The sequence below is a fragment of the Cupriavidus sp. 2TAF22 genome (assembly GCF_052115045.1).
Classification (GTDB): Bacteria; Pseudomonadota; Gammaproteobacteria; order Burkholderiales; family Burkholderiaceae; genus Cupriavidus.
Map to the genome: position 1 here is coordinate 398,867 of NZ_JBFRFX010000001.1, position 16,500 is coordinate 415,366.

Consider the following 16,500-nt stretch of genomic DNA (forward strand, 5'->3'; position numbering starts at 1 on the left):
CTCTCCCTGGGTCTTTCCGAGCCTGACATGACTTCGCATTCCGCCGGTACCACAGCCCCCGCCGTCCTTGCCCCGAGCCCGGACTTCCTCGCCCTGACCCCCGCCGTGCGCTACGGGCGCCATGGCCGCGTGGCGGTATTGCTGATCGACAACCCGCCGGTCAATGGCCTGGGCGACACCGTGCGGCGCGGGCTGTTCGAGGGCCTCGGCATGGCCGCGCAGGACGAAGCCGTCGCGGCGGTGGTCATCCTCGGGGCCGGCAAGGTCTTCTGCGGCGGCGCCGATATCCGCCAGTTCAACACGCCTGCCGCCGCGGCACGGCCCACACTGCGCGAGGTCATCGCGCGCATCGAGGCGTGCGCCAAGCCGGTGGTGGCGGCCATCCACGGCGTGGCGCTGGGTGGGGGCATGGAGCTTGCCCTCGGCTGCCACTACCGCATCGCCACCGCCGATGCCAGCCTGGGCCTGCCCGAAGTCAACCTCGGCCTGGTGCCGGGCGGCGGCGGCACGCAGCGGCTGCCGCGCCTGATCGGCGTGGCCGCGGCGCTGGCGCTGATCCAGTCCGGCCAGCCGGTGCGCGGCGACAAGGCCGTGGCGCTGGGCATGGCCGACGCACTGATCGCGGGCGAGCCCCTGCCTGCCGCCGTGGCGTTTGCCGGGCGCGTGGCGGGTTTGCCGGGCGCCCATCTCGTGATCTCGCGCAAGCCGTGCGCCGATGCCGCGGGCGTGGACTTTGCCGCGTGCCTGGCGGCGGTGAGCCCCAGGGCGCGCAATGCACGGGCGCAGCGCGCCGCCATCGCCTGCGTGGAGGCGGCGGCGCGCTTGCCGGTGGAAGCGGGGCTGGATGCGGAACGCGCGCATTTCGACGAACTGGTGGCGGGGCAGGAATCGAAGGCGCTGCGCCATCTGTTCTTTGCCGAGCGCACGGCGCCCAAGGTCGCCGCCCTGCCTGCCGGAGTCGCCCCGCGCGTGGTGGCGCGCGTGGGCATCCTGGGGGCCGGCACCATGGGCGCGGGTATCGCCATGGCCTTCGCCAACGCCGGCTTCCCGGTGGTCCTGTGCGAGCAGCAGCAGGCCGCGCTGGAGCGCGGGCTGGCACTGATCCGCCACAACTACGGGGTCAGCGCCGCCAGGGGCAAGCTCACGGAGCAGGAGGTCGCGCAGCGCATGGCGCTGATCACGCCAACGCTCGCCGACACGGACCTGGCGCATGCCGACCTGGTCATCGAGGCCGTGTTCGAGGACATGGCCGTCAAGCAGGCCGTGTTCAGCCGGCTCGATGCCATCTGCAAGCCGGGCGCGATCCTGGCCACCAATACCTCCCGCCTGAACATCGATGTCATCGCGGTGGCCACCGCGCGCCCGCAGGACGTGATCGGGCTGCACTTCTTCAGCCCGGCCAACGTGATGAAGCTGCTGGAGGTGGTGCAGGGCAAGCGCACCGCGCCAGAGGTGATCGCTGCCTGCATGACGCTGGCCCGGGCGGTCGGGAAGATTCCAGTGCTGGTGGGCGTATGCGAGGGCTTCGTCGGCAACCGCATGCTCACGCCATACTGGCGCGAAGCCGGCTTCCTGCTGGAGGAAGGTGCTTCGCCGCAGCAGGTGGACGGCGCGCTCACGCGCTTCGGCATGGCCATGGGCCCGCTGGCCATGGCGGACCTGGCCGGCATGGATATCAACTGGGCCACGCGCAAGCGGCTGGCGCCCGCGCGGCCCGCGCACTTGCGCTATTCCAGCGTGGCCGACCGCATCTGCGAGATGGGCCGCTTTGGCCAGAAGACCGCTGCCGGCTACTATCGCTACGAACCGGGCAGCCGCGTGCCGCTGCCCGATCCGGTGGTCGACGAGATCATTCGTGGCTGCGCCGCCGAGGCCGGCATCCGGCGCCGCGATATCAGCGACGAGGAGATCGTGGAGCGCTGCATGCTGGCGCTGGTCAACGAAGGCGCGCGCATCCTGGAGGAGGGAATCGCGCGCTGCGCGGCGGATATCGACGTGGTCTACGTGCACGGCTACGGCTTCCCGGCATGGCGCGGTGGCCCGATGTTCCATGCGCAGTCCGCCGGCCTGGCGCCGACGCTGGAGAAGATCCGCGCGCTCGAGGCCGCCCATGGCGCGCACTGGGCGCCGGCACCCTTGCTGGCAAGGCTGGTAGCGCAGGAACAGCGTGCGTTCGACGCCGGCTGACGGCCTGCCGCGGCGATACCGCGCCCATACCGCGCCCATACCGCGCCGCGCCTGGCTGCTGACCGATCCCCGCGGCCGGGAGCGCTGGCGCGTGCGCGGCGCCGGCCTTCGGTGGCCGGGTTGCCTTCCCGCGCAAGGCGCGCGACACTAGCAGGCATCTTGCTGGTTCATCGTCGTCCGGGGAGACACAATGCAGCGCGCCGCCATGACCGTGGTCCTCTGCCTGTTCGCAGGCATCGCCTCAGCGCAGTCCACCGGCGAGTCGTGCCGGGACAAGATGCAGCGCATCAGCCGCCAGATCGACGCCGCGCGGGCGCATGGCAACCAGGAGCAGCTCGCCGGGCTGGAAACGGCGCTGGCGCAGACCAGGAAGCACTGCACCGACGCCGCGCAGGAACACAAGCACCAGCAGAAGATCGCCCGGCTGCGCGCCAAGGTAGGCGAGCGGGAGGCTGACCTGCAGAAGGCCCAGGACAACCACAGCAGCGCATCCAAGATCGCCTCGCGCCAGCGCAAGCTCGACGATGCGCGCGCGGAGCTGGCCCGCGCCGAGGCGCCCGGTGCGCATTGATCCGCGGCGCGCGGGCCGTTGCCGCGTGCCGGCATGACGGCGTCGCCGCTGCACTCGCGCCTGCCGCCGCCGCTGCGCCGGCTGCTGCGCCCCTTGCTCGATCCGGCCAGGCGCTACCGCCATGCCCGCCTGATCCACGCGGTGCGCGTGGCGCTCGGGCTGCTGGCGTCCATCGTGCTGACCACCGGCATGCGCATCCCGCACGGCGAGTGGGCATCGATCACCCTGCTGGTGGTCATCGGTGGCCTGCAGCACCACGGCAATATCCGCCGCAAGGCGGCTGAGCGCGCCCTCGGCACGCTGATCGGCGCGGCCGGGGGGCTGGCGATCATCGTGCAGCAATCCTATTTCCACATGCCGGTGCTCAGCTATGCGCTGATCGTGATCGCCTGCTCCGTCTGCGCGTATCACGCGATCGGCAAGGGCGGCTATGTCGCGCTGCTGTCGGCCATCACCATTTTCATCGTCGCCGGCCACGGCGAGAACGCCGTCGCCGACGGCCTGTGGCGCGCGGGCGATGTGCTGATCGGCATCGCGGTGGCGCTGCTGTTCTCCTTTGCCTTGCCGCTGCATGCCACCTATACCTGGCGCTACCAGCTGGCCGAGGTGCTGCGCAGCTGCGCGCGCATGCATGGCGCCATCGCCACGGATGCATGCCTGGACCAGGCCGCCCTGCAACGTGCGATGGTCCTGCAGGGCGGCTTGCTGGTGCAGCTGCGCTCGCTGATGCCATCGGTGGCCAAGGAGACCAGGATGCCGATGGCACAGCTGGAGTCGATCCAGCATGCGCTGCGGGTGTGCATCAGCCTGCTCGAGGTGCTGGCGGCGGTCCGCCCGCCGCTGGACGGGGGCGCCGATGACGCGGCCGCGGTCCGGCGCCAGCTGCGCGCGCGGGCGCGGCGCATGCAAGCCATGCTGATCGGGATGGCGCGTGCCCTGGCCTACGGGGTGACCGGGCGGCTGGAGGCGCGGGGCAAGGCCGTGCGCGAAGCGCCGGAAGCAGCGGGCCCGTGGGCGGGCTATATGTCGCTGAACTCGCGGCTGGAGCAGGAGTTTGCGTTGCTCAGGGACGCGCTGGCGGCGGACGCGGACAAATGGAATATCTGAGCGCGGCCGGCGCTCAGTCCACCTGGTCGAACAGCAGCTTCCCGTGCTCGTGCAGCAGTCCCACCAGCCGGTCCGCCACCGGAGAGAGCGCGATGTCCTTGCGGTAGGTGATGCCGAAATTGCGCACCAGCGTGGCAGCCCCCAGCCTGACTTCGACGAGGTCGCCGCCGCTGGCGCGCAGGGTGCGCCGGGAGACGAAGGTCAGCAGCTCGGTGTCCGCCACCACGCGCGGAATCAACGGAATCGAGTTGGTTTCGATCTGCACCACGGGCCGCGGCAGGCTGCGCGATTCCAGCGCATGGTCGAGCCAGGCACGGCTTGCCACGGCCCGGTTCGGCAGCGCCCACCGGTAGCCGGTCAGCGACTCGGGCACCGGCTTGCGGATCCGGAAGATCGGATGCCCCTTGACCGCCGCGACCACCACGGTGTCTTCGAGCAAGGTCTCGCAGTGGAACTCGTCTTCCTGTTCGGGAACGAAGCCGAGCACCACGTCGAGCCGGCCTTCGCGCAATTCGTCGCGCAATTCGTAGTTGTTGCGAATGGTCAGTTGCAGCACCACGTCGGGGGCCTGGCCGAGCAGCATCTTGCAGATGCGCGGCAGCAGGTACTCCGCGCCCAGCGGCCCGCTGCCCAGCCTCACCGTGCCGGCCACGCCACGGGCGATGGCGCCCACCTCGTCGCGCAGCAGGTCCGCTTCCTGCAGCAGGGAGGCCGCGCGGGCGCGCAGCGCGATGCCGGCGGCGCTCAGCTTCTGGCCGCGGCCCTCACGCTCGAACAGCGCCGCCCCAAGGGACGATTCGAGCCGGTCGACGGCCTTGGTCAGGGTTGGCTGGCTGCGATGCACCAGCTCGGCGGCGCGGCGGAAATTGCCGGCATTGGCCACGGCAAGAAAGTACTTCAGGTCGCGCAGATCCATCTCGGCACCTCGGTTGCAGCCGCGGGGGCGATACCCCAACTGATTACTTTTATTTAACAAACGACAAAAATTATAAGCTGGACGGCATCGGTCTGCGGGACAAGAATTCAGCATCGATCCAACGTTCGCTGCCATGTCCTACACCATCCTTGTCACCGCAACCCGTCTCGCACCCGCCGGCGTGCGCCTGCTGGAGGCCGCAGATGCCCGCGTGCACTACCTGGCCAATGCCGACGATGCAGGCGAGGTCGAACGCTTGCTCGCCAGTCTTCCCGTCGACGCCGTCATCTCCCGCACCGTCACGCTCGGCAGGGCTGCCATCCGTTCCTGTCCCACGCTCAAGGTGATCTCCAAGCATGGCGTCGGCGTCAGCAATATCGACGTCGATGCCGCCACGGAGCTGGGCATCCCGGTCTATGTCACGCCCGGCGCCAACGCGCAGTCCGTCGCGGAGCTGACGCTTGGCCTGATGTTCGCCGCGGCGCGTCGCCTCGCGTGGATGGACCGCGAGCTGCACGCCGGCCGCTGGTCGCGTGCGCAGGACGGGATGGAGCTGCACGGCCGCACCATCGGCCTGGTCGGGTTTGGCCAGGTCGCGCAGCGGGTCGCCCGCGTGTGCCTGGCGCTCGGCATGCAGGTCGCTACCTTCGATCCGGGCCTGGTCCGGGGCCCGCTTCCTGTCGGCGACGTGGTGCGCTGCGAGGCGCTCGATGCGCTGCTCGACATCAGCGACGTGGTGAGCCTGCACGTTCCCCTGAACCGCCACACGCGCAATATGCTCGGCGCGCCGCAGTTCTCCCGCATGAAGCGCGGCGGCATTCTCATCAATACCGCGCGTGGCGAAGTCGTCGACGAAGCGGCGCTGGTCCACGCGCTGCGCGGCGGCCAGCTCCATGCGGCCGGGCTGGACACCATGGCCGTCGAGCCGTTGCCCGCCGACAGCGCGCTGCTGACGCTCGACAACGTGGTGCTCACGCCCCACGTGGGCGGCTCCACGCCGGCGGCGCTGGCCGCGATGGCCAGTGAAGCGGCGCGCAATGTACTCGGCTTCCTGCAGGGCACCCCGCCGCCGATCCACGCCTGCGTCAACCCGGGCGCGCTCGACCCGCAAGACCTGCTTTCCGCATGAGGCCGCCGCCTCTGCCAATCCCCACGCAATGCATTCCAAGGAGACCCCGATGAACGCCGAACAGAACCCCACGCCGTCATGGCCGGCCGGATACCGCATCAACCCGGTTGCCGATGGCCCCGCGCCCGCGCTCGTCGCGGCCTTCCGCGAGATGCCGGTGGCAGCCATCGGCGATGCCATGAGCCGCCATATCGGCACCATCGGCCTGCGCCCCTATCACCGGCGCCCGGAGACTGTGCTGTGCGGCCCCGCCGTGACCGTGCGCGTGCGCCCCGGCGACAACCTGATGATCCACAAGGCCCTGATGATGGTCCGGCCGGGCGACGTGCTCGTCATCGACGGCGGCGCGGATGTGACGCAGGCGCTGGTCGGCGGCCTGATGCGCACCACCTGCCTGGCAAAGAAGCTCGGCGGACTGGTCATCGACGGCGCGATCCGCGATGTCCTCGAATGGGCAGAGGACGGCATGCCGGTCTTCGCGCGCGGCAACACGCATCGCGGCCCGAGCAAGGACGGCCCCGGCGAAATCAACGTGCCGGTCTCGTGCGCGGGCATGGCGGTCATGCCGGGCGACCTGATCGTGGGCGACGCGGACGGCGTGATTGCCGTGCCGGCGGCGCAGGCCGCCGACATCCTGCTGCGCACGCGTGCCCACCTGGAGAAGGAGGCGAAGATCCGCGCCGGCAATGCCGCCGGTACGTCGGACCCCGAGCGCTTCGACGCCACCTTGCGCGCCAAGGGCTTGCCGGTCTGAAGGCAGTCCGCCCCCGCAGAGGGGCGCATCCAACACAAGCGGAGACACTCATGCAACGCCGTCGATTTCTTCAAGCAGGCGCCGCGGTCGCGCTGGCCGCCGCGGGCCTGGCTCGCGCGCAAGGCCCCTGGCCGCAGAAGCCCCTTCGCCTGGTGGTGCCGTTCCCGCCGGGCGGCGGCACCGATGCCACTTCGCGCCTGATCGCCGAGAAGCTGACCGTGCTGGAGCGCTGGACCCTGGTGGTCGACAACAAGCCCGGCGCCGGCGGCAACATCGGACTGGACGCGGTCGCCAAGGCGGCAGCCGATGGCTACACGATCGGCATGGGCCAGGCGGCCAACCTCGCCATCAATCCGGCGCTCTATCCGAAGATGCCCTTCGACCCGCTCAAGGACTTCACGCCCATCGTCGGCGTGGCGGCGCAGCCCGTGGTCCTGGTGGTGCGCCAGGACTCGCCGCTGCGCACGCTGGCCGATTTCGTCAAGGCCGCGAAGGCGCGCAATGGCGAGATGGGCGTTGCCCAGGCCGGCAACGGCACGGTCGGGCATCTTGCCGGGGAGATGCTGGCACGGCGCGCCGGGGTGCGGGTCCTGCAGGTGCCATACAAGGGGGCGGGCCCCGCCATGACCGACCTGCTCGGCGGGCAGGTGGACGCGTACTTCGGCAATACCGTGTCGGTGATGCCGCAGCTGCTGGCAGGCAAGATCCGCGCGATCGCGGTCACCTCCGCGCAGCGCCTGCCTGCGCTGCCGTCGGCTCCCACGATCGCCGAGCAGGGCTTCGCCGGCTTCGAGGCGACCACATGGCTGGGGCTGGTCGGCCCCTCGGGCCTGCCGGCCGAAATCACCGCAAGGCTTTCCGCGTCGACCATCAAGGTGCTGGCACGCCCCGATGTGCAGCAGAAGCTGGCGCAGGAGGGCAGCATCGCCACGCCCACCACGTCGTCGCAGTTCGCCGCCCATATCCGCGCGGAACACGCCAAATGGGGCGCGCTGATCCGCGAGGCACAGATCAAGCTCACCTGAAGCGGATGCCGGCGACACGGCACCACAAGGCAATTGAAGAAGCCAGAAAGGAGACAGACCATGCAACGCACACACGCCAACGCACCGACGCCGCAGCGCCACGCGCCTGCCCGCATCGGCGCCGCCCTGCGCCGGTTCTTGCTGGGCGCGATGCTCGCCGGTCCGGTATTCGGCGCCGCGGCCGCGACGGATCCGATGCCCACCGCGCAGGACCCGCGGCTGGTCGAGGTGGCCAGCTCGGACCGCGTCGTCAACGCCGTGGCGACCACGCCGGATGGCCGCCTGTTCGTGTCGATGCCGCAGGTGGAGGGACCCGGCGCGCAGGTCGCGGAGCTGAAGGACGGCAAGTTCCTGCCCTACCCGAACCTGGAATGGAGCCTGTGGAAGGACGCCGCGGATCCCCGCACTACGCTGCTGCACGTCAACACGGTGCGCATCGGCCCCGACGGCGACCTGTGGGTGGTGGACGCCGGCGGCCCGCGCGTAGGCGGCAAGGCCGTGCCCGGGGCCGCGAAGATCGTGCAGATCGACGTCGGGACCAACCGCATCCGCCGCATCTACCAGGCCGACCCCGCCGTGGTCCGCGAATACAGCTACTTCAACGACATCCGCTTCAACGGCAACACGGCTTATATCAGCGATGCCGCCGCCATCCATCCCGCCGTCGTCGTGCTGGACCTGGCCAGCGGCAAAATGCACCGCACGCTGGAAGATCATCCGTCCACCGTGGCCGCGCACGCGATGATCGCGGACGGCGGGCGCGTGATCACGCTGAAGGACCCGATCCCGGACAGCACCGGCAAGCCTACCAGCAGCAAGTACGTCAACATCGACCAGCTCGAAGTCAGCCCCGACGGCAAGTGGCTGTACTTCCAGCCGATCGGCGGCCCGCTGGCACGGGTGCCGACCGCGCTGCTCGACGATCCGGGCGCGCCCAAGGCGGCCGTTGCCGCGGCCGTGGAAAAGGTGGCCGACACATGGATGGCGGCGGGCAGCGCGATCGATGCCGCCGGCAACATCTATATGTCGAAGGTCACCAACCGCAGCGTGATGAAGATCGCGCCGGACGGCACGGTTTCCACGCTGGTCGCGGACCCGCGGCTGACCTGGATCGATGCCATGTGGGTTTCCAACGACGGTGACCTCTACATGCCGGCGGCCCAGCTCGACCGCACCTCGGCGAACCTGGCGGGCGCCCCGGCGCAGATCACGTATCCGGTGAAGATCTACCGCCTGGCCATCCGGCAGAAGCCGGCCGGCAACGACCACAAATAGCAAGCCGCCGGACTGCGGACTGCAGATTGCAGACAGCAGATTGCAGGCAGCGGCATGGCGGCCCGGCGCGAGATGCACCATGCGCGCGCCGGGCCGAAGCACCGAAGCACCGAAGCAGGAGATCCCTATCCATGGACAGAATCGATTGCGCCGTCATCGGCGCCGGCGTGGCGGGCCTCGCCATCGCCAGGGCCCTGGCGGCCGCGGGGCGTGAGGTCGTCATCCTCGAAGCGGAGGCGGCCTTTGGCACCCACACCAGCGCGCGCAACTCGGAAGTCATTCACGCCGGCATCTCGTATGCGCCCGGATCGCTCAAGGGGCGGCTCTGCGTGGCCGGCAAGGCCGCGCTCTACGCGTATTGCCGCGAGCGCGGCATCGGGCATCGGCAGATCGGCAAGCTGATCGTCGCGGTGGAGCCGCAGGACCTGGGCGAACTGCCGAAGTACGTGGAGCTCGGCCGCGCGCAAGGCGTGACCGACCTGCGCATCATCGGGGCCAGCGAGGCGCGCGACCTGGAAGCGGAAGTCCGCTGCGCCGGCGCATTGCTGTCACCCTCGACCGGCATTGTCGACAGCCATGGGCTGATGCTCTCGTACCTGGGCGATGCGCAGGGCGACGGCGCCGCGCTGGCGCTCAACAGCCCCGTGCAGGGCGGCGAAAGCACGCGCGACGGCATCGTGTTGCGGGTGGGCGGCGCCGAGCCGATGGAGGTGCTGTGCAGCACGGTGATCAATGCCGCCGGGCTCGGCGCCCAGCGCGTTGCCGCCGCCATCGCGCAGATGCCTGCGGAGCGGATTCCCCGCCTGTACTACGCCATCGGTCATTACTTCACGCTGGCGGGCAGGTCGCCGTTCCGGCGCCTGGTCTATCCCACGGGCAGGGAGGGCGCGCTGCGCGCCCATGTCACGCTCGACCTGGGCGGCCAGTGCAAGTTCGGCCCTGACCTCGACTGGCGCGACGGGGTGGACTACCGCTTCGACGAGAGCCGCAAGCCGCGCTTCCTGGAGGCCGTGCGCCACTACTACCCGGGCCTGCGCGACGAGGACCTGCAGCCCGGCTACACGGGCATCCGTGCGCGCCTGGCAGGGCCCGGCTCGTCCATGCACAACACCGCGACGGACTTCGTCATCCAGGACGCATCGGCGCACGGCGTCCGCGGGCTGGTCAACCTGTTCGGCATCGAGTCCCCCGGGCTGACCGCCTCGCTGGCGCTCGGCGACCATGTCCGGGAGCTGGCGGGCGCGTGACGGGGGCCTGGCCACCGTGGTGCCGGCAGGCCGGCCCCGCGCGCATATGTTGGCGCTGCCTACCGCTTGCGCTGCAGGAATTCGTTCATGAAGCGCTGCGGCTCCCCGGTATCGAAGGCGCTGCCGAACTCGCCCACGCTGTCGTTGATGGAGACATCCAGCGGGGCGTCTTCCCATGCGCGCAGCAGGCGCTTCTGCTGGCGCACCGCGGTCGGACCGAAGCTGGCAAGCAGCGAGGCGACGCGCTGCACTTCAGCATCCAGCTCCGCCAGCGGCACGACCTTGCTGACCAGGCCCCAGGCCAGGGCTTCCTTCGCATCCGATATCTCGCCGGTCAGCAGCATCCATGCGGCGCGCGCGTTGCCGATCAGGCGCGGCATGAGGGCGGCGTGGATCACCGAGGGGATGCCCACCTTGACCTCGGGCATGCCGAGCTGGGCGTTGTCCGCGGCGATGCGGATATCGCAGGCCAGCGCCAGCTCCAGGCCGCCGCCCAGGCACCAGCCCGGCATGCGGGCGATCACGGGCGCGGGAAAGTGCCGCAGCGCGTCGCACAGGCCGCGCAGGCCGCTGATGAAGGCCTCGCCGCTGGCGCGCGTCAGGCTGGCCATTTCCTTGATGTCGGCGCCGCCGATAAAGCCTTTTTCTCCCGCGCCCTGCACGATCAGCACGCGGATATCGGCGCGGCCGGCGAGCGTGCCGACGGCTTGCGTGAGCGCCGCGATCACCGGCGTGCCGAGGATGTTCAGCGAGCCGGCTTCGCGGATGGTGAGGGTGGCGATGCCGCGCTCGTCGACCTCGACGCCGGCGTGCTTGCCGGTGGTCTTGTCCTGGGTGGTGTCTGTCTGTGTCATGGGTCCGGCTTACTGGAGTTTGGTGAAATGGATCTCTTCGACGACCTTTTTCCAGTGCGCGTTCTGGCCGCGGATCAGGTCGCCGAAGGCCTTGCGGGTCATCGGGCTGGGGATGGCGCCCTGTTTTTCGATGGCGGTGACGACTTCCGGATCGGCCAGCACGCGGCGCACCGCGTCGTTAAGCTGGTCCAGGATCGGCGCGGGCGTGCCCGCGGGCGCGCCGAGGCCGAACCACGACGGGTTGTTCATCGCCGGCAGCCCGGCCTCGGCATAGGTCGGCACATTGGGCAGCGCCTTGAGGCGCTGCTTTGCCGCCACCGCCAGCGGGCGCAGGCGGCCGCCCTGGATCAGGCTGGAAGAGGAAGGGATGTTGTCGAACACCACCTGGATCTGTCCCGCCACCGCATCGTTGAGCGCGGGGCCCAGGCCCTTGTAGGGCACGTGGAGCATCGTGGTGCCGGTCTCGTTCATGAACAGCTCGCCGTTCATGTGGCTCAGGCCGCCGTTGCCGGAGGAGCCGAACGAGTATTTGCCCGGGTTGGCCTTGAGCAGCCTGACGAAGGCGGGCAGGTCGGCGGCCGGGAAGGCGGGATTGACCACCAGCACGTTGGGCACGTCGGCCAGGTTGCTGATGGGGTCGAAGTCCCTGACCGGATCGTAGGCGTTCTTCGCGTACACATTGGGATTGACCGCGTGCGAGCTTTCCACCTCCATCACCAGGGTATAGCCGTCCGCCGCTTGCTTGGCGGCGTAGGCGCTGCCTACCGCGCCGCCTGCGCCGGGACGGTTTTCCACCACCACGGGCTGCCTGAGCACGGCGCCGAGGCGGGTGCCGACGATGCGCGCGATGATGTCGGTGGTGCCGCCGGCGGCGTAGGGCACGATCAGCTTGACGGGCTTGTCGGGATACGTGGAGGCGCCGGCGCCGCTGGCGAGGGCAAGGCCGCCGACCAGGGTGGCGGCGAGGATATGTGTGTTCAAGCGTTGTCTCCGGATAAGGGTGTGTCTTGGTGTTGTGGCGCCGGTGTCCGGCGTTGCCCGCTGCCGCGCGGTGTCGCGCATCATGCGTGGGCCGGCATGTCGTGCTCGCCGAGCAGGGGAGGTGCCGCGCGCGCAGGTGCGCCGTCACTGGCCAGCATGGGATTGCGGATCATCGGCACGGGCCCGAGCGTGGGGTGCTCGGCGGTCTGCACCAGCCGGCGGTGCACTACCTGCGGATGGGCGAAGACCTCCTCCATCGAGTTGATCGGTCCCCACGGCACGCCGGCGGCGTCGAACGCATCGGTCCAGGCCTGGCGTTCGCGCGTCGGGAAGACATCGGTGAGGACCTGGCGCAGCGCGGGCAGGTTGGCGATGCGCGCGGAGTTGGTGGCGTAGCGATCGTCCGTCGCCAGCGCGCCGAGCCCGGCCACTTCGCAGAAGCGGGCGAACTGGGCATCGTTGCCGATGGCCAGGATGAGATAGCCGTCGGCGCAGCGGAACACTTCGTACGGTGCGCAGTTGGGGTGGGAATTGCCGCTGCGCCGCGGTGCGCGACCCGACACCAGGTAGTTCGAAGCCTGGTTGGCATTGAGCGCCACGGCGACATCCAGTAGCGCGATGTCCAGGTATTCGCCCGCGCCGGTGGCGTGCCGGCGAAACAGCGCCGCCAGCACGGCCGAGGTGGCGTACATGCCGGTGGTCAGGTCCACCACCGCCACGCCGGTGCGCAGCGGGCCGGCGCCGGGCTGGCCGTCGGGGTGGCCGGTATAGCTCATCAGGCCGCCCATGCCCTGGAAGACGTAGTCGTAGCCGGGCTTGTCGGCCATCGGGCCACTCTGGCCGAAACCGGTGATCGACAGGTACACCAGGCGCGGATTGAGTGCCCTGAGCGTTTCGTAGTCCAGCCCGTAGCGGCGCAGCGTGCCGACCTTGTAGTTCTCCACCAGCACGTCCGCTTCCAGCGCGAGCTGGCGGATCTGCGCGGCGCCCTCGGGCGTGGTGTAGTCGATGGCAACGGAGCGCTTGCCGCGGTTGCAGCAGATGAAGTAAGCGGAGAGGCTGTCGTCGCCGGCGGGATCCTGCAGGTAGGGCGGCCCCCAGCCGCGCGTGTCGTCGCCGTGGCCGGGGCGTTCCACCTTGGTGACTTCTGCGCCGAGGTCGGCGAGGTTCTGCGTGCACCAGGGGCCGGCCAGTATCCGGGACAAATCCAGCACCTTGATGCCGGCCAAAGCCTGATGAAGCATGGGTTCTCCGCAAGACTGATGGTGATGATGCGGGCGAGTGTAGCGACGGCCCCGCGGGCGGGCCAGTTCATAGTTTTGAAAGAAGCGTTCGCGGAATTCGAAGGAAGGCGCGCCTGCAACCGGGCACAGCCGGGCGCCCCGGACGCATTCATTTCCTAGCCTTGTGCGGCACGCGCTACACTTGAGCTGCCGCGCCCGCGATCTGGGTGCGGCAAGCCTGCGCCTGGCGCGGCTCATTTCCCGACCTCACCCCCCCTTGCGAGGAGATGCACCATGGCTACGACCTCAAATCCGTTTACCGATTTCAGCAAGTTGCTAGAGCAGTTCAAGCTTCCCGGCGTCGACATGACCTCGGTGATCGAAGCCCGGCGCAAGGATATCGATGCGCTGACGGAAGCGAACAAGGTTGCCTACCAGGGCATGCAGGCGCTGGTGCAGAAACAGACGGAGATCCTGAGCAAGACCATGCAGGAGATCCAGACGGCCGCGCAGCATATGTCCACGGGCGGCAATCCGGCGGAAGCCATGGCCAAGCAGGGCGAGTTCGTGCAGCAGGGACTGCAGAAGGCCTTCAACAATATGCGCGAGCTGGCCGAGATGGCGCAGAAGTCGCAGGCCGAAGCGCTGGCGGTGATCACCAAGCGCGCCGAGCAGAATATCGAAGAAGCCAAGAACCTGATGAAGGGCAAGTAAGCACGGGCGGATGCCGGCGGGCGCGAACCAGGTTCCCGCCCGGCGCCTGCCGCCGTGTCCCGCGCACGGCCTTCCCGGCGCGGATCGCGCCGGCCCCGGCGGGCCGGTCCGCGTGCTCAAGGAAAGGCAAGCCACATGCTCGCGATTACTGGTGCCGACCCCCGATGGGGCTGGGCGCTGGCATCCTGATCACGCCGCGATTGCCGGGCTACACCGTGGCGGTCTGCCTGAGCGTGACCGGTCTGCCGGGTTTGTCCGGCGGCCGCGGGCCAGGGCAGTCGAAGCAATTCCTCAGACCAGGCCAAGAGCGCGCAGCTTTGCGTCCGCCGCCGAGTAGGGCCGTTCGCAGATGATCTTGTCCGAGTTCGCGGCAAACTCGAACGTCGCCGCCATTCGCACGCGGAACTTCCGGCCGGTTGGCTCGAAGACCTTGCCGTTCGCCTTCAGCGGGCCGAGGTGCGTGCCAGATAGCCAGAATTCAACGAGAACAGTGTCATCGTCCGCGGCGATGGCGATGATCTCATTGGCAAGGTCGGGGAAGGGGATGCGCGAGGAATCGAAGTAACCCCGGACCTGCTCCTCGCCGTCAAACACGACCCCCGTAGCGTGCATTTCATACCGGGGGTGCTGGAATGTGTTGATCACGGCGTCCCACTCGTGGGTGCATTCCAGTGCCATGTGGTCGCGCACGGTCTGAATGCGCGCGGCGCTCAAAGTATCGGTCATCCTTGTTCTCCGTCGGATATGTCTAGGGTAATGATGGGCGGCTCGAGTCGGGCCGCCGCGAGAATTGGTGCTGAACTGCCCGGGCGTTGCCTGTCGGCCGATCGCGCGACGGCATGGCCCTGTCCGGCTTTTAGCGAAGCAGACGCCACCCGCCATCCACGGTGAACTCCCCGCCGGTGATATAGCCTGCTTCGTCCGATGCCAGGAATGCGATCAGATTGGCGACATCCTCGGCCCGTCCCTGGTCGCCGAGCGGAATCTGGCGTCCGTTCGGCCTGGGGTCTGCGCCGCCCGCGGCCTGGCGTTGCTGGTATTGGGTGAAGATGCTCTCAAGCATCGGCGTGGACGTCTTCCCGGGATGCACTGAGTTGCAGCGGATCTTGTTGCCGTTTTCCGCGCCGGCCAGGGCAACCGTCTTGGTCAGCTGTGTGACCGCCCCTTTGCTGGCGCCGTACGCGACACTTTGCGTTGTCGGGTAGTAGGCACCCACTGAAGCCAGGTTGATGATCGAGCCTGCACCGGTCTGCCGCATCGCGGCCATCGCCTCGCGGCATCCCAGGAAGGTCCCGTCGAGGTTGACCGAAAGCACGCGGCGCCAGTCGTCGAGCGTGGTCTTGGCCAAGGTGCCATTGACGACGTCGCCAACGATGCCTGCCGCGTTGACCAGCACATCAAGCCTGCCATGCCGGTGCAGAATGGCTTGGACGGTGTGCGCCCAGCTCGATTCGCTGGTCACGTCGAGCGGCACGAACTCGCCGCCAATTTCCGCGGCGACCTTTGCACCGTTGCTGCTGGCCAGGTCGGCAATCACCACTGTTGCCGCGCGCTGGGCCAGCAAGCGCGCCGTGGCGGCTCCGATGCCGGACGCGCCACCAGTGATCAGGGCTACTTTCTCCGCGAACTGCGCCATTTTCCTGTCTCCTGTTTGTTGTTCTGCAGTCTCTTTCCAGTTTGCGAGCCTCGTTTTCGTCAAACTGAAGAAACGTTTCCACAGATGGATTGCATTGTTGTTCCGGGTTTAAATCGCAACAATCATGGTAAACACTAGCCTTGTTGGCGGGCCTGTTGATGATATATTGTAAAAACGTTTCTGCAAGGGCAGGGCAGACTTTTCAAGATCACTAGGAGACACCGATGAGTTATCTGTTTGGCGCGGTTCGGCAGCTTGGTTACGTCGTGAACGACATTGAGAAAGCAATGGCGCACTGGACGGAGAAGCTCGGTGTCGGGCCCTGGTTCTACAAGGAAGACGTTGGTACGACCGAGTTTCGCTACTACGGCAAGAATTCGACGCCGCCCAAGCTCTCCATCGCCCTGGCAAACTCGGGGGATCTGCAGATCGAACTGATCCAGCAGCGAGATGACGCGCCCTCGCTCTACCTGGACTCATTGAAGCGAAGCGGCGAGGGCGCGCAGCACATCGCGTACTGGACGGAAGACCGCTTCGACGAGATCGTCGGCCGGCTTCTGGACGCCGGCTACGTGGAGGGGCATGGCGGCCGCATGGGGTCGCGGGGTCGCTTTGCCTATTTCGTCAACCCCGACCTGCCTAGCGGGATGTTCGAGATCTCGGAAATGGCCGGCGGCAAGGCCGAATATTTTGCCGAGGTGAGGCGTGCCGGCCTCGCCTGGGACGGCAAGGGCGAGGCCATCCGGCTGATCGGCGCCCCGCGATAGTTGCCATCCGGGGCTGGAGCGTTCCGCGAGGGGCGCTCTGACCTCGGGGCGGGACGATCTCTGCCTCCACGAGTGCGCGTCATCCGGTGAGCTAGAATGCTCGGCATTCATATA

General features: G+C 68.6%; 16 protein-coding genes. 10 read left to right on the forward strand and 6 right to left on the reverse strand.

Annotated elements, in window-relative coordinates:
- Positions 1-27: 27 nt before the first annotated feature.
- The 3 genes from AB4Z48_RS01755 to AB4Z48_RS01765 all read left to right on the forward strand — a co-directional run bounded on the left by AB4Z48_RS01755 (position 28) and on the right by AB4Z48_RS01765 (position 3,865).
- Positions 28-2,187 carry a 3-hydroxyacyl-CoA dehydrogenase NAD-binding domain-containing protein gene (locus AB4Z48_RS01755; protein ID WP_441612102.1) on the forward strand — a complete coding sequence of 720 codons (2,160 nt, stop codon included), beginning with the start codon at positions 28-30 and terminating at the stop codon, positions 2,185-2,187.
- A 190-nt stretch (positions 2,188-2,377) separates the two neighbouring features.
- On the forward strand, positions 2,378-2,758 hold the full coding sequence (locus tag AB4Z48_RS01760; RefSeq protein ID WP_441612103.1) for a DUF1090 domain-containing protein: 381 nt from the start codon (positions 2,378-2,380) through the stop codon (positions 2,756-2,758).
- 33 nt (positions 2,759-2,791) lie between these two features.
- Complete coding sequence (locus AB4Z48_RS01765; protein ID WP_441612104.1) at positions 2,792-3,865, forward strand: FUSC family protein; 1,074 nt, start codon at positions 2,792-2,794, stop codon at positions 3,863-3,865.
- A 13-nt stretch (positions 3,866-3,878) separates the two neighbouring features.
- Here AB4Z48_RS01765 and AB4Z48_RS01770 read toward each other — a convergent pair whose 3' ends face one another.
- Positions 3,879-4,781, reverse strand: a complete 903-nt coding sequence (locus tag AB4Z48_RS01770) for a LysR family transcriptional regulator (protein ID WP_441612105.1) — start codon at positions 4,779-4,781, stop codon at positions 3,879-3,881.
- Between the two features lie 133 nt (positions 4,782-4,914).
- Between AB4Z48_RS01770 and AB4Z48_RS01775 the strand changes: the two genes are divergently transcribed.
- The 5 genes from AB4Z48_RS01775 to AB4Z48_RS01795 all read left to right on the forward strand — a co-directional run bounded on the left by AB4Z48_RS01775 (position 4,915) and on the right by AB4Z48_RS01795 (position 10,211).
- Positions 4,915-5,910: a hydroxyacid dehydrogenase gene (locus tag AB4Z48_RS01775; RefSeq protein ID WP_441612106.1), complete on the forward strand. Its 996-nt coding sequence runs from the start codon at positions 4,915-4,917 to the stop codon at positions 5,908-5,910.
- 49 nt (positions 5,911-5,959) lie between these two features.
- Entirely contained in the window at positions 5,960-6,664 is a 705-nt protein-coding gene (locus AB4Z48_RS01780; RefSeq protein WP_441612107.1) for an RraA family protein, read from the forward strand.
- 50 nt (positions 6,665-6,714) lie between these two features.
- Positions 6,715-7,689, forward strand: coding sequence for a Bug family tripartite tricarboxylate transporter substrate binding protein (locus AB4Z48_RS01785; protein ID WP_441612108.1), 975 nt, complete (start codon positions 6,715-6,717; stop codon positions 7,687-7,689).
- A gap of 60 nt (positions 7,690-7,749) precedes the next feature.
- Positions 7,750-8,964, forward strand: coding sequence for an SMP-30/gluconolactonase/LRE family protein (locus AB4Z48_RS01790; RefSeq protein ID WP_441612109.1), 1,215 nt, complete (start codon positions 7,750-7,752; stop codon positions 8,962-8,964).
- A 131-nt stretch (positions 8,965-9,095) separates the two neighbouring features.
- A complete protein-coding gene (locus tag AB4Z48_RS01795) occupies positions 9,096-10,211 on the forward strand; it encodes an NAD(P)/FAD-dependent oxidoreductase (protein WP_441612110.1) in 1,116 nt (371 codons plus the stop codon).
- Positions 10,212-10,270: 59 nt separating this feature from the next.
- On the opposite strand, the gene AB4Z48_RS01800 is transcribed toward AB4Z48_RS01795, so the two are convergent.
- From AB4Z48_RS01800 to AB4Z48_RS01810, 3 genes are all read right to left on the reverse strand, one after another.
- Positions 10,271-11,065: an enoyl-CoA hydratase gene (locus tag AB4Z48_RS01800; protein ID WP_441612111.1), complete on the reverse strand. Its 795-nt coding sequence runs from the start codon at positions 11,063-11,065 to the stop codon at positions 10,271-10,273.
- Between the two features lie 9 nt (positions 11,066-11,074).
- Positions 11,075-12,046, reverse strand: coding sequence for a Bug family tripartite tricarboxylate transporter substrate binding protein (locus AB4Z48_RS01805; RefSeq protein ID WP_441612112.1), 972 nt, complete (start codon positions 12,044-12,046; stop codon positions 11,075-11,077).
- Between the two features lie 80 nt (positions 12,047-12,126).
- The gene (locus tag AB4Z48_RS01810; protein ID WP_441612113.1) at positions 12,127-13,290 is read right to left on the reverse strand and encodes a CaiB/BaiF CoA transferase family protein; all 1,164 of its coding nucleotides are present in this window, start codon (positions 13,288-13,290) and stop codon (positions 12,127-12,129) included.
- 273 nt (positions 13,291-13,563) lie between these two features.
- On the opposite strand from AB4Z48_RS01810, the gene AB4Z48_RS01815 reads away from it, so the two are divergent.
- Positions 13,564-13,983: a phasin family protein gene (locus AB4Z48_RS01815; RefSeq protein ID WP_441612114.1), complete on the forward strand. Its 420-nt coding sequence runs from the start codon at positions 13,564-13,566 to the stop codon at positions 13,981-13,983.
- A gap of 291 nt (positions 13,984-14,274) precedes the next feature.
- Here AB4Z48_RS01815 and AB4Z48_RS01820 read toward each other — a convergent pair whose 3' ends face one another.
- A complete protein-coding gene (locus AB4Z48_RS01820) occupies positions 14,275-14,709 on the reverse strand; it encodes an ester cyclase (RefSeq protein WP_441612115.1) in 435 nt (144 codons plus the stop codon).
- 130 nt (positions 14,710-14,839) lie between these two features.
- Positions 14,840-15,619, reverse strand: a complete 780-nt coding sequence (locus AB4Z48_RS01825; protein WP_441612116.1) for an SDR family NAD(P)-dependent oxidoreductase — start codon at positions 15,617-15,619, stop codon at positions 14,840-14,842.
- A 224-nt stretch (positions 15,620-15,843) separates the two neighbouring features.
- Here AB4Z48_RS01825 and AB4Z48_RS01830 point away from each other — a divergent pair, with 224 nt between their 5' ends.
- Positions 15,844-16,386: a VOC family protein gene (locus AB4Z48_RS01830; protein WP_441612117.1), complete on the forward strand. Its 543-nt coding sequence runs from the start codon at positions 15,844-15,846 to the stop codon at positions 16,384-16,386.
- Positions 16,387-16,500: the final 114 nt, after the last annotated feature.